This is a genomic window from Nostoc sp. FACHB-280 (genome assembly GCF_014697615.1).
GTDB lineage: Bacteria > Cyanobacteriota > Cyanobacteriia > Cyanobacteriales > Nostocaceae > Nostoc_B.
In genome coordinates this window covers 1-13,212 of the sequence record NZ_JACJSD010000087.1, presented here as the reverse complement: position 1 = coordinate 13,212, position 13,212 = coordinate 1, and the positions used below count along the sequence as shown (strand labels likewise).

The 13,212-nt window shown below is 41.4% G+C and carries 13 protein-coding genes, 1 rRNA gene and 1 pseudogene; 3 read left to right on the top strand and 12 right to left on the bottom strand.

Features of this window, described 5'->3' with window-relative positions; all coding sequences use genetic code 11:
- Positions 1 to 126: ribosomal RNA gene (locus tag H6G75_RS31690) — 16S ribosomal RNA — on the bottom strand; the annotation flags it as partial.
- A 565-nt stretch (positions 127 to 691) separates the two neighbouring features.
- Here H6G75_RS31690 and dhaK point away from each other — a divergent pair.
- A complete protein-coding gene (gene dhaK, locus H6G75_RS31685; RefSeq protein ID WP_190983839.1) occupies positions 692 to 1,765 on the top strand; it encodes a dihydroxyacetone kinase subunit DhaK in 1,074 nt (357 codons plus the stop codon).
- 1 nt (position 1,766) lies between these two features.
- The gene (gene dhaL, locus H6G75_RS31680; protein ID WP_190983838.1) at positions 1,767 to 2,402 is read left to right on the top strand and encodes a dihydroxyacetone kinase subunit DhaL; all 636 of its coding nucleotides are present in this window, start codon (positions 1,767 to 1,769) and stop codon (positions 2,400 to 2,402) included.
- 46 nt (positions 2,403 to 2,448) lie between these two features.
- On the opposite strand, the gene H6G75_RS31675 is transcribed toward dhaL, so the two are convergent.
- The 5 genes from H6G75_RS31675 to H6G75_RS31655 all read right to left on the bottom strand — a co-directional run bounded on the left by H6G75_RS31675 (position 2,449) and on the right by H6G75_RS31655 (position 6,373).
- Complete coding sequence (locus H6G75_RS31675) at positions 2,449 to 3,264, bottom strand: carbon-nitrogen hydrolase family protein (protein WP_062291296.1); 816 nt, start codon at positions 3,262 to 3,264, stop codon at positions 2,449 to 2,451.
- A gap of 360 nt (positions 3,265 to 3,624) precedes the next feature.
- A complete protein-coding gene (locus tag H6G75_RS31670; RefSeq protein ID WP_190983837.1) occupies positions 3,625 to 3,843 on the bottom strand; it encodes a type II toxin-antitoxin system HicB family antitoxin in 219 nt (72 codons plus the stop codon).
- A gap of 16 nt (positions 3,844 to 3,859) precedes the next feature.
- Positions 3,860 to 4,099: a 2Fe-2S iron-sulfur cluster-binding protein gene (locus H6G75_RS31665; protein WP_190669272.1), complete on the bottom strand. Its 240-nt coding sequence runs from the start codon at positions 4,097 to 4,099 to the stop codon at positions 3,860 to 3,862.
- 15 nt (positions 4,100 to 4,114) lie between these two features.
- Positions 4,115 to 5,590 (bottom strand): cobyric acid synthase CobQ, encoded by a 1,476-nt coding sequence (gene cobQ / locus H6G75_RS31660; protein WP_190983836.1) that lies wholly within the window; start codon positions 5,588 to 5,590, stop codon positions 4,115 to 4,117.
- Positions 5,591 to 5,968: 378 nt separating this feature from the next.
- Positions 5,969 to 6,373, bottom strand: coding sequence for an Npun_F0494 family protein (locus H6G75_RS31655; RefSeq protein WP_190983835.1), 405 nt, complete (start codon positions 6,371 to 6,373; stop codon positions 5,969 to 5,971).
- A gap of 160 nt (positions 6,374 to 6,533) precedes the next feature.
- Between H6G75_RS31655 and H6G75_RS31650 the strand changes: the two genes are divergently transcribed.
- Positions 6,534 to 6,971, top strand: coding sequence for a peroxiredoxin (locus tag H6G75_RS31650; protein ID WP_190983834.1), 438 nt, complete (start codon positions 6,534 to 6,536; stop codon positions 6,969 to 6,971).
- Positions 6,972 to 7,151: 180 nt separating this feature from the next.
- Here H6G75_RS31650 and H6G75_RS31645 read toward each other — a convergent pair whose 3' ends face one another.
- The 6 genes and pseudogenes from H6G75_RS31645 to H6G75_RS31620 form a co-directional block, all read right to left on the bottom strand.
- Positions 7,152 to 7,562, bottom strand: a complete 411-nt coding sequence (locus H6G75_RS31645) for a hypothetical protein (RefSeq protein ID WP_190983833.1) — start codon at positions 7,560 to 7,562, stop codon at positions 7,152 to 7,154.
- 40 nt (positions 7,563 to 7,602) lie between these two features.
- Positions 7,603 to 8,481, bottom strand: coding sequence for an ABC transporter permease (locus H6G75_RS31640; protein ID WP_190983832.1), 879 nt, complete (start codon positions 8,479 to 8,481; stop codon positions 7,603 to 7,605).
- A 93-nt stretch (positions 8,482 to 8,574) separates the two neighbouring features.
- Positions 8,575 to 9,594 (bottom strand): ABC transporter ATP-binding protein, encoded by a 1,020-nt coding sequence (locus H6G75_RS31635; protein ID WP_190983831.1) that lies wholly within the window; start codon positions 9,592 to 9,594, stop codon positions 8,575 to 8,577.
- Between the two features lie 367 nt (positions 9,595 to 9,961).
- Positions 9,962 to 10,975 carry a cytochrome d ubiquinol oxidase subunit II gene (cydB, locus tag H6G75_RS31630; protein ID WP_190983830.1) on the bottom strand — a complete coding sequence of 338 codons (1,014 nt, stop codon included), beginning with the start codon at positions 10,973 to 10,975 and terminating at the stop codon, positions 9,962 to 9,964.
- A 227-nt stretch (positions 10,976 to 11,202) separates the two neighbouring features.
- Positions 11,203 to 12,648 carry a cytochrome ubiquinol oxidase subunit I gene (locus H6G75_RS31625; protein ID WP_190983829.1) on the bottom strand — a complete coding sequence of 482 codons (1,446 nt, stop codon included), beginning with the start codon at positions 12,646 to 12,648 and terminating at the stop codon, positions 11,203 to 11,205.
- 444 nt (positions 12,649 to 13,092) lie between these two features.
- A pseudogene (locus H6G75_RS31620) lies at positions 13,093 to 13,212 on the bottom strand (IS630 family transposase); the annotation flags it as partial.

The window sequence follows — 13,212 nt, the reverse complement described above, 5'->3', positions numbered from 1 at the left end:
GACCTGAAGCCAGATTCTCACGCGTTACTCACCCGTCCGCCACTAAATCCTAAGATTCCGTTCGACTTGCATGTGTTAAGCATACCGCCAGCGTTCATCCTGAGCCAGGATCAAACTCTCCGTTTTGTTGTTTTTTGAGTTTGTTATCTGAAAAGAAAGTTTTTTCAGATTCCTTGCTATAATTTTTTAAGTTTCTGGGTTATCCCCAAAACCAATTTATTTGACGAGGATTGGTTTAAATTTAAGCTTTCAAAGTATTGTTTTTTCTCGGTTCAGTCGCCTCGGCTCTTGCCTTGACACTTATCTAGATTAACAACTGGTTATAGGAACGTCAAGGGGTTGGCAAATTTTTTTTTGAATTTAATTGAAAAAAAAGTAAAAACCAATATACAGTAGGTAAATAAGCACAGTATTGAGTAATCATCGATTTTTGGCTGTATAAGGCTAATTTCAGCTTAAACAGAATTAAATCTAATAGAAGAAATTGGCAATGAACTTGTCCGAGTTTGTGAAAAAATCAAAAAATTCCTGAAAATTATTTACGGAGTGTTCTGGAGAAGTTGCTTCAAAAATATGGGCGATCGCACCACATAACACCATTCCGGCAAAAAATACATTAGTCTGGTGCGTCTTTGTGTTTTCTGCTCGGTGGATTATTCTGAATCTGTAGCAATCTTCGCAAGTACAGACAATGAAAAAGCTGATTAATCAGCCAGAAGACTTCGTAAGAGAAAGTCTAGCTGGGATGGCGGTGGCTCATTCAGATTTAATCAAAGTCAACTGTGATCCCACTTTTGTCTATCGAGCTAATGCACCCAAACCAGGAAAAGTGGCAATTATTTCTGGTGGAGGTAGTGGACATGAACCGATGCACACAGGGTTTGTGGGTACAGGAATGCTAGATGCAGCTTGTCCGGGAGAGGTGTTTACGTCACCTACTCCTGACCAGATGCTGGCTGCTGCTCAACAGGTAAATGGTGGAGCAGGTATTCTTTATATTGTCAAAAACTATAGTGGCGATGTGATGAACTTTGAGATGGCAACGGAGTTAGCTAGAAGTGAAGGTATCCGTGCGCTCAATATTTTGATTGACGATGATGTAGCAGTGAAGGATAGTTTATATACCCAAGGTCGTCGTGGTGTGGGAACGACAGTGTTAGCAGAGAAAATTTGTGGTGCGGCGGCTGAACAAGGTTATGACTTGCAACAAGTAGCAGATTTGTGTCGTCAAGTAAATCTGAATGGGCGAAGTATGGGAATTGCTTTAACATCTTGTACAGTACCAGCGAGGGGTACTCCAACATTTACATTAAGCGATCGCGAAATGGAAATTGGCATTGGGATTCACGGCGAACCAGGAAGGGAAAGAATTGATGTAAAATCAGCAGATGAGATTGCAGAGATATTAACCCAAACAATTATTGATGATGTTGGCTATAGTCGGGTTGTGCGAGAGTGGGATGAGACTCAAGGCGAATGGGTTGATGTGGAATTGATTGATCCACCTTTGCAAAGAGGCGATCGCTTGTTAGCCTTTGTTAATAGTATGGGTGGTACGCCCATCTCTGAACTTTATCTGATTTATCGTAAGTTGGCAGAAATCTGCGAAAAACAGGGAATGATCATTGTCCGCAACTTAATTGGCCCTTACATCACATCTTTAGAAATGCAAGGTTGCTCAATTACCTTGCTGAAGTTGGATGATGAACTCTTGCAGTTGTGGGATGCACCAGTACATACAGCAAATCTGCGGTGGGGTATGTAATATGGTCACTCAAGCCCAAATTCTCAAGTGGTTACAAATATTTGGCTCTGAGATAGAGCAGAATAAAGAATATTTAACTGAATTAGACGCAGCCATTGGTGATGCTGACCACGGTATTAATATGGATCGTGGTGTTAGAAAGGTGATCAGTCAGTTACCAACTGTGACTCAGCAAGATATTGGCAGTATTTTGAAAACTGTGAGTATGACTTTGATTTCTAGTGTTGGGGGTGCTAGTGGCCCTTTATACGGGACATTTTTTTTAAAAGCCAGCACTATAGCGGTTGGTAAACAAGAACTAACGACACAAGAGCTATTGGCATTGTTGCAAGCTGGTTTAGATGGTGTTTTGCAACGTGGTAAAGCCCAACTAGAAGACAAAACAATGGTTGATGTGCTGTCTCCATCTGTAATGGCTTTTAGGCAAGCAATTGAGGAAGGTAAAGATACTGTATCTGCACTACAAAAATCTGTAGCTGTTGCAGAACAGGCGCTAGAAAACACCAAACCGATGTTAGCGAAAAAAGGACGCGCTAGTTATTTAGGAGAACGGAGTATTGGACATCAAGATCCTGGTGCAACTTCATCTTATTTAATGTTGCGAAGTTTAATGGCAAGTCTTCAGGATGGTGAGTAAAATCTGAAGCAGACAATTTCACACTTCAGACTTTACACTTGAGACTTTAGCCAAACACTCGATGTTGTAAAGATGGCATTTGGCGACGCACTTGTTCTAAACGTGAGGGATTGATTTCTGCGATCGCAATTCCGGGTTTTTCCCCAGCATCCGCTAAAATGACTCCCCAAGGATCAATAATTACAGCATGGCCGTGGGTTTGGCGACGAGCATAGTTTGTCCCAGTTTGGGCTGGTGCAATCACATAACAAGTATTTTCAATTGCTCTTGCTTGTAATAATACTTGCCAGTGATCTTTGCCAGTAAAAGCAGTAAACGCCGCAGGAATAAACATTACATCGGCTCCCTTACTGGATAGATGGCGATACAGTTCTGGAAACCGCACATCATAACAAACAGAAAGACCAATACCGCCCAGTTCTGGGGAAAAATATACTGATGGCAATTGTGTACCAGCTACGACAGTGCTAGATTCACGATAAGTATTACCATCGGGAACATTCACATCAAATAAATGTACCTTTTGGTAACGAACAACTTCTAAACCACTTTGGTCAATTAGGGTGGAAGTATTATAAACTTTGCCTGTCTCTTCTACCAAAACAGGAAAGCTGCCGCCTAAAATTGTGACTTGGAAGCGTTGAGCCATTTTTTTGAGAAACTGTTCTGTTTCGCGGGTGATGGTTGCAGCTTGGGCGAGTTTATCTTTTTCTTCTCCCATAAAAGAAAAGTTTTCTGGTAGCCCAACTAATTCAGCACCTCGACGCACAGCAAGCTCAATCAATTCTTCTGCTTGTGCCAAATTTTTGTATAAATCAGGCACACTTGTCATTTGAATAGCGGCGGCTAAATAAGACTTCATAGATTTAACAACAAAAAATAGATGTGTGCGGGACAGATACTCAAATATATCGTTACTTCAAGAACTTCGGAACTTGAGCAGCTATGAGGAAATATTGCTTTTTTTTAAGGAGCTTGCTATCCCTAATGTTTAGCTCTGTTAATTGTCACCAGATTTTAACACTTTGAGGAATTACTTCAGTCAGAGGCAAAATCAGAGGTATGGACAATGGAATAAAGAACCGCAAAGGCGCAGAGTTCACGGAGACATGGGAGTTTGAGAGGTGTTTTGCTTAAGTCCTAAATTTATGTGGCGGACTACTACTTTTGTGTCGCTAGAATTTTGTGTTGTTAGGTTTGGTTCTATAATCTCAAGTTTGTGTTAAGCAACGTTCAACACGGTTGGCTGTGGCAGTGGATCTCCCGCAGTTTTATAAGCAATAATCAAAGACTCCAGTGCTTCAATGCCATTGGCAACAGCTGACTCGTAAGTATCCCCATGAGTGCGCCAACGTTGTCCAGGGAAATCAGGAAGTTCTACCAAGAAGCAATCATCTTCTTCTGACCACTGAATTACCATTTGGTACTTGAGTTTATCCATCTGGAAAATACAATAACTACCAAGTTGGGTCGCTAAATAAATGTATTCTCAACTCCTCATCTGTTGGCGGGACTGCGGAAAGGCAAGCGCGAATGACATCACCATCTTCAAGTTCTACTGTACAGGCGTGACATGAACCCATGAGACAACCTGTGGGAATAAATACTCCAGCGCGTTGCGCTACATCTAAGAGTGCTTCCCCCACTTCAGCATTGATGGCGACATCATCTGGTAAAAATCGAACGCTAACACTCATACAATTTTTGGCTAACTACGACAAAAACGGTGTTAAGTCTAAATGGCGTTCTACTTCTGTAGCCAGCGAGTCTAAAATTTGTTCTCGCTGTTCGCGGTAGTTGGCGACACCTGTGGGTAAGGATTTTAAGCCGCGCTGTTGACGCAGGCGATTTAACCAAGCACGTCGCCAAGGGCCATTGTCAAACAATCCGTGTAAGTATGTACCCCAAACTGATTGACAGCTATCCACCAACCCTAGGTTAACATCATCAAATAAGGGTTGATACGCTTGACTATCGGGTGGTTGTTCAATACGCGATCGCCCTTGATGAATTTCAAAGCCAGTCACTGGTAAGCCCATCTGGGGATAATTTGAGCTTACTTGACGTTGACGAGCTATTTTCTGCCCAGTAATAACGGTTCTGATGGGTAATAAATTCAAGCCTTGGAATCTACCAGCTTGACCTTCTATACCTTCGGGGTCAGCAATAATTTGTCCTAGCATTTGGTAGCCGCCGCAAATCCCTAAAACTGTGCCACCAGAAGCGGCATAATTTTGGATGGCTTCTGCCATACCGCTTTTCTGCAATAAAATCAAGTCGGCAATAGTAGTTTTTGTACCAGGGATAATTACTGCGTCTGGATGTCCTAAATCTTGTTTTGGACTGAGATATCTCACGGAAACAGATGGTTCTGATTCTAAGGGGTCAAAATCGGTAAAGTTAGCAATTCTAGGTAAGCGAATCACCACGATATTCAAGTCAGCTTGAGCTTTGTGAGCTTTGCGCTCTAGTAAGTCGAGGGAATCTTCGGCGGGGAATAGTTCTTGGAAATAAGGCAGTACACCAATTACAGGTTTTTTGGTGCGTTCTTCTAGCCATTGGATACCGGAATCTAGGAGCGATCGCTGTCCACGGAACTTGTTAATTACAATACCTTTGATTAAGTCCCGTTCATCAGGGTCAAGTAACTCTAAAGTCCCTACAACATGGGCAAAAGCCCCACCACGATCAATATCAACTACCAAGATTGTCGGTGCATTTAAATACTTTGCTATCCGCATATTGGTCAAATCACGGTGCTTGAGGTTAATTTCTGCGGGGCTACCTGCACCTTCGCAAACCAACATATCAAATTCTGTGGATAAATGTTGTAGAGATTCTTCTATCGCTCGCCAACCAAGGTCGAAAAATTGCTCGTAGTAATCTGCTGCTTTGACTCTCCCGACTGGTCTACCCTTAACAATTACCTGGGAAGTCATATCACCTTGGGGTTTGAGTAAAATGGGATTCATTTCTACCCAAGGAACCACCCCAGAAGCCCAAGCTTGCACCGCCTGTGCATAACCAATTTCACCCCCATTGGCAGTGACATAAGCATTTAAAGCCATATTTTGACCTTTAAAGGGAGCCACTCTCCAACCACGCCGCGATAGCAAACGGCAAATAGCCGTAGTTAAGAGTGATTTCCCTGCGTGGGATGTAGTTCCCACTACCATAATTGCTTTCATACTTAATGTGTACTTTTCAATAAGAGGGTGAAATACTTAGTTATGAACGGGTAATGATATCACATCCATTCATCAACAGTTATAGCAGCAGGCAGAAGAATTGGAGATTTTTAGATTGGGATCAATCATAAAGTTGTGAGATTCAGGCTTGCACAAAATCCTCATCTACCTAGCCACTGCTAAACATCCAGAAGCAAACAAAACTTGAGGGTGGATAAATATCCATACCCAAATTATTGACCCCTGTGATTTATGCAATTTTCATCAAAATCTGAGCAAAGCTGTTAGAGGTTGATGAAGAATTTATCTTGGGCTTGATGCTTCCGTAAGTATATTGTTCCCTTTTGTAACCTAATATTAACTTTAAGATTTTTAATTCTAGAAAGGCAGTCTCAACCAACGAATGGAGGCATTATAAAGGGAATCTCGCCAGGAAGGGGCAGGAAAATTTTGTCCTTGATATTTCTCGATTAATTGATGACCTAAAGGTGTGAGGCGAAAACTATCGGTAATTCCTTGGCCATCAACTTCGCGCCGCAGTACACCAACTTGGATTAACCAGTCTAAAGCGTTGTAACAAGCCAATTCTGATAAGGGATGCTGAGTATAGCCATTTTTGATGCCGTTTTCTTGGGCGATCGCATTTAATGGTACACTCTCGTTACGCATGGCTGTAAATAAACCAACTCTGAAAGGAGAACAAATGAGCGATCGCTCGGCTCTTTCTACTGTGTTAACAGGGTAAGAGAAGGAGTTTGGGGTTGGGGAATCAAGTTTATTCATGGAAATATTTATTTATCTCAATACAAATTAATTTACAACTCATAAACTTACTCAATTAATTCTGAATCCTGTATTCTGACTTCTGAATTCTTCTTTAATCATTGTAAATTATTGTAAAATTTCAGAGTCATCAACAAACACCAAACAGGAAAGGTTCATTATGCCTCTAGCAGTTGGTACGGATGCACCTGCATTTACCGTCAAAGATACTAATGGCAACACTGTCTCATTGTCTGATTTTGCTGGTAAGACCGTTGTTTTGTATTTTTATCCCAAAGATGACACTCCAGGCTGCACCAAACAAGCGTGTAGCTTCCGCGATGCTCAAGAGCAATATCAAGGTAAAGATATAGTTGTTTTGGGTGTGAGTGCCGATGATGAAGTGTCGCATCAAGCCTTTACCCAAAAATTTAATTTGAACTTTCCCCTACTGGCGGATACCGAAAAAACTCTGATTCAAGCTTACGATGTTGATGGTGGTGGTTATGCCAAGCGCGTCACCTACGTCATCAACCCCAATGGCACAATCGTTCATGTTGATGCCAACGTGAATACATCTAACCACGCCAGCGATATTTTAGCGGCACTGGGTTTGTAATTGTTGTGAATTGAATTTTAGCTTTGAGCTTGATTACCTGTCTGGGACTTCCAGATAAAAATATCCTGTTCTTATGGGATGGATATCCAAAGAAGATGTTCATCCCACAAGATGGATAAATTGATGATTTCTGGAAATCCCATCAGGATTTTCATGCAAAGTGAGGTTTTTGAATTGAATTCAGTTTTGGGGTGGAACGATCTGCACTGGAGAAATCACACTAGGAGATGTGATAGCTGGTAAACCAGGAACCGCTTGTCCAGCAGTGTTATTTACGGGTTGATTGGGATTTTGTTTGAGTGTAGCCCGCTTTCTGTTTAATTCAGCCACAGCTGAGTTTAATTCTTCGTCTTTTTGTTGGGTGTTCCAGTTGAAACTACCAAACTGAGCGCGGTGAATTAAATCAAGGGGGTTTAAACTACCTGAATTAGTCGAAAATGGGTTGGTATTATCTTGAGAACTATCGGCCGGATAGTTATCGATTGTATTCAGCTGTGCCAAACTCGGTTGGGCTGCAAGGAAAGAGGCAAAGCCAATTCCTGCTAATGTAGCCACACAGAAGCTTTGAACTGATAAAAATGATTTTTGCATGAGATTCTCCAATATGCTGCAACAACACCATGCTTTTATCTTAAGCAAGAGTTTTGCGTAATTGGGGCTGAATGCTGAGTAAAGCCACAACAGCAAAGCCCAACAAAATTAACAAAGCACTGCCAAAGGTAATTTCACCCCAAGGTGCTTGCATCACAACGCTACTCAATTCCCAGCCTTGATGCAAATAAAGATAACGGATAGGTTCAATGGCGTAGCTGAGAGGGTTGAGAGTGGCGACAACTTGTAACCACTGGGGCATGAAAGATAAGGGTGCTAAAGCAGTGCTGGCAAATAATAAAGGCAAGTTTGTAACGAATATTACAGCAATTAATTCAATATGTCCGGGTAGGGCAAAAGCCAAACCAAGGGAAATCGCAGTTACTCCCAAAGCTAAAAGGAAGACAATGAGAGCGATCGCACCTAACCCTGCGGCATCTGGTATTCCCGCACCTAAAAAGGCTGCTGCACCAACAATTACGGCTGCTTGCAGTAAGCTTTGGCTAATAATAAAGATGGCGGAAGCAAAGACAATTGAAAAGCGTGATGCTAGAGGCGCGACTAATAAACGATTCAAAAAGCCAAATTCGCGGTCAAACATCACAGGTAATCCGGCGTTCAAAGCTCCAGCAAAAGCTGTAAAAACAATAACACCTGCTGCCAAAAATTGACCGTAATTTGTCGTACTACCAAATAAACCCTTCGGTGCATTTTGGAATAAAGCGCCAAATAACACCAACCACATCACAGGCTGAACAATTCCCGCCAATAAAGTAGAGGGACGGCGTTGTAATTGAATAAACAAGCGACGAGTTAAAGCCAGCGTCTCTTGGACTAATTCACCAAAAAAATTAGGTGCAGCATCCGCAGGTGAAGCTAGTTGCTGCCAATTTAGATCAGATTTAGGGGTTACACTCATAGGATTTTGTCATTAGTTATTGGTCATTGGTCAATTGCCATGAGTAATCACAAATGACAAAGGACAAATGACTATTGACACTACGAAGCAGTACTATCTCATATTTTGCTTCTTTTCTGCTTTCGGATCACGGTTAGCGACTGCGGCTAGTTCTGCATCCATTAAGGTGCGTCCGGTGGCGGCGAGATAGACATCATCTAGACTGGGGCGAGATTGGGCGATGCCGAAAATTGGTAAGCTGGCATTATTCAATGCTTGCTGAATGGTAATTAGGGCATCATTTTGCGGTGTAACTACCAAGTTAAGGGAATTACCTTGGGCGCTGTTGATGATGATTTCTTGGACGAAAGGTAAAGCTTGTAAGAGGTTTTTGGCTTTTTCGGCTTCCTCAAGTGGTGAAAATTCCCGGATGCGTAAGGTAATGCGATCGCCTCCTACTCTATCCTTTAATTGTGAGGGTGTACCTGTGGCAATCACAATTCCACGGTCAATAATAGCCACGCGATCGGCTAATGCGTCAATTTCTTCTAAATAATGGCTGGTAATTAAAACGGTAGTTCCTGATGCTCGTAACTTCCGTAAAAACTCCCAAACAACAAATCGGCTTTCGATGTCCAGTCCAACTGTAGGTTCGTCTAAAACTAATACATCTGGTGCATGGAGTAGCCCAGCCGCTAAGTCAAGCCGTTTGCGTAAACCGCCCGAATAAGTTCCTGTTTTTTTATCGGCGTATTCTTGCAAACTCAGTAAATCTAAAACTGTTTGAATTCGCTGTTTTGCTACCGCGCCAGGGAGATGATAAAGCGCCGCTTGCAATTGCAGCAGTTCTTTTCCGGTTAGCACTTTATCAATAGCAACTTCCTGCGCTACATAACCGAGTTTTTGCCTTGCGACTCTGGGGTTATTCAACACAGACACACCAGATACTTCGATTTTGCCTGCATCAGGAGTTGTGAGGGTACACAAAGCACGTAGAGTCGTAGTTTTACCTGCACCGTTGGGGCCGAGTAAACCAAAGATTTCTCCTGGTTCTACCTCAAAAGAAACGTCTTTGACGGCTTCAACGGTACCGTAACGCTTTTGTAGATTTTGAATTAAAACGGCGGGAGCCATGACAGCCAATCCCTAACTATACAATTCGCAACAAAGTCTATATATATTGTAGTTGAGTAAGGTTAAGTGAAGCGATCGCTGGGATACGACTCCTACAGATTTAGGGTGAATAAATATAGGGATGTATGTATCCAAAACCCTTTCACCCCTATGCCTTGTTTCTCTTATTCCTCATGAGTTCCTTTTCAGCCTCCAGTCAATTCTCCTAGGCTTGATCATAGGGCAAACTATTTTCTGTTGCGATCACTCCTTAGCAAATCTCATTCAAATCTTAGGTCTTGGCTTTGGTGGTGCGATCACTTCTGATATCATTACTCAACGCATAATCTCCTACATAGTTTTAGATTTTACCTGAAACATACTTTATTTATTCCTCATAACCACCACCAGTCACCTTACCGCGAAACACAATATATTGATAAAGGTTGTAGAACAACATTACTGGGATGAGAAAGCCGATAAAAATAATCATAATGACCAAAGAACTAGGATCAGCCGATGCTTCGTAAATTGTGATTTTTGTGGGGATAATATAGGGAAATATAATTAATCCCAGTCCAATAAAAGACAACACAAATAATAGAATCGTCCAAACAAAAGGTGCGCGTTCTTCTTTGCGGTTTAGACTTTGTAAAAGTTGCCAAATTAGCCAAACTCCCACAACGGGAATCAGGGTAAAAATATAAACAAAAGGCTGTTGAAATAGTCGATATCTGGCACTTTCATAAATTATTGGTGTACTAATTGTAATGGCGATCGCACCCACTAATGTCGTTAGTGCTGCTATTTTCGCAGTTTGATAATGGGTTTCTTGCAACTCTCCTGTCGTTTTCCACACCAGATAAGTCGAACCAATCAACACATATCCTTGAATTAAAGTTAATGCGACTAACACAGATGGCAAACTTAACCAATCCCAAGTGCTACCAATAAAATGTCCCGTCTCATCAACATTAATCCCTTTGAGGACAGCACCAAGGGCAAAACCTTGACCAAGTGCAGCGATAAAACTTCCCGCACCAAAAGCAAAATTCCAAAATAATTTCCGTCTGGATAACTCCCGAAATTCAAACGCCACACCCCGAAAAATAAAGCCAAATACCATCACTAAAATCGGGATATATAAAGCATTTAAAATTGTGCCGTAAGCCAAAGGAAACGCCCCAAACAATCCCCCTCCCATCAACACTAGCCAAGTTTCATTCGCATCCCAAATATTGCTTAAGCTAGTCATCAAAATTCCCCGACGTTCTTCATTAGAAGAAGTCAGAGATAAAATTCCTACTCCCAAATCAAAGCCATCTAGCATCACATACAAAAATAAAAATAGAGCTAAAATGACAAACCAAACTTGCGGTAAAAAATACTTTAGCGTTTCCATAAAATCTCTTGTTTAAAAGGGGATAGGTTACAGGTGATAGGTTACAGAGTCACCTAACAAAATTTTTAGAATGTTGGGTTTAACTTAGTCACCCGCCTTGAACTTAAGTTCAAGGCTAATAGCTGAAGTCTACTCAAGTAGACTAAAAAATCTTGGCTTGTGCTATCAGCAACAAACTTGAGTTCTTTAGAGGACTTCGTTATACCCCATTTCAGACTTCAGACTTTTTATTGTTGTGCTTCCACAGGGCGTTCATCTGGGACAAACTCACCTGGAGTTGTATCTACAGCAGGTTTGGTAATTTCTGTACCAGGAATTGGTAAATTAAGATTTGGCCCGCGGCGAATGATGCGACTACCAAAATACATCGCGGCGATGAACAATAAACTGTAAACTACTGCAAAAGCTGTGAGTGAAGTTAACACATTGCTTGCAGGTAAACGCGAGGCTGAATCAACTGTGCGAATTTGTCCATAAAGTGTCCAAGGCTGTCTTCCCACACAGCGTACAATCCAGCCAGACTCCACAGCAATATATCCTAAAGGTGCAGCAAATACCCAAGCTAACATCAGCCAACGTTGCTGAGTAATATTTTTAGCTGCAAGTTTACCACGTAACCACTGCACTGTAGTTAGCAGCATTAATCCAGCAAAGAAAAAGCCAATGGCAATCATCACCCGAAAAGCGTAGTAAATCAAACCTACCAGATGGGGACGATCCTCTGGTTTCCATTCCTTTAAGCCGCGCACAGGTTCAGAAAGATTCTGCTTAAATTCCAGAATGTAACCCAAGGCGTTGGGAATGGTAATTTCCCAATCATTTTTCTGTGCTTTTTCATTCGGTATTGCGAGTAAACTCCAGTCAGCAGGTTGTCCGGCGGGTGTGCTTTCCCACTGTGCTTCCATTGCGGCGAGTTTTGTTGGTTGATAATGATAAACTTGTTCGCCACTTAAGTGACCAATATATATTTGTAATGGGGCAACTGCGATCGCAGCTGCTAAAACTATCTTTAAAGACTTAGCAAAAAACTCTGGATGGCGTTTTTGCAAAATGTACCAAGCACTAATTCCGCCAATTACAAACAGCGAAGTTTCCAGGGTGGCAAAAAACATGTGCAGTACACTGTTAGCCATAAAAGGATTGAACATCGCCTGAAAGTAATCATTGACAACAAACTTGCCATTCACCATCTCTCCGCCGGCTGGTGTTTGCATCCAAGAATTTGCTGTCAAAATCCACAGAGTTGACAAGTTCGCACCCACAGCCACCAAAATTGTCGAGAGATAGTGAACCGCAGGATTGACGCGCTCCCAACCAAATAACATAATTCCTAAAAAAGCTGCTTCTAGCATAAACGCCCAAGAAGCTTCAAAACCAATCACACTACCAAAAAAATTCCCCACAGCTTCCGAAAAAGGAGCCCAGTTAGTTCCAAACTGAAATTCCATTGGAATACCTGTGGCTACCCCAATACCAAAGTTGAGGACGTAAAACTTCGACCAAAACCGCGCATGAAGGTAATAATCAGGATTACGAGTTTTCAGCCATACTCCCTCAACGATGACAAGATAAATTCCCATTCCCGTTGTCAGGACAGGCCAAAGTATATGAAAAATCGCTGTCAGCGCAAACTGCATCCGTGATAGCACCACTGAATCGGATAAAAATTCCATATCTGTATTCCCCTATTTATAAAAGATTCACTGTAATTACAGGTAGCAAAATTTTGTCCATATTATATTTTCAGATTTCTATCATGCTTGTTTAAGCATGAGTATAATTGATTTATATGAGAATTTATATTAGAAAGAATTTTTTAATCAACACTCTAATTTGTAATTTTGAGTAGTAGTAATTGTTCAGACTTTTCTAAACATCAATCAATAATTTTATTAACGAAATTATTACTGTTATAGCAGTCCTAAATCATTTGTGAAATTTCTATATCTCTTTCTTCTTTCTTAGCTTTGCGTCCTACCCTGCGGGAAGCCGCTTGCGCGTCTAAGGCGTTTTTGGCGGTTCGTTTCCTTATCTATATTTTTCACGGCTCATTTAGGATTGCTATATTTAATCATTTAGTAAACTTTATTTAGTGGATATCATATCTACCTATAGGACTAGTATTTGATTTCTGAAAAAACTCCGTACATCTGAAGAGACATAAAATCAAAGGTAGTGTTTCGGATAAACCATTCAAACATCCACTTTAAATGAGAGAATGTTGGAATTAAAGCACA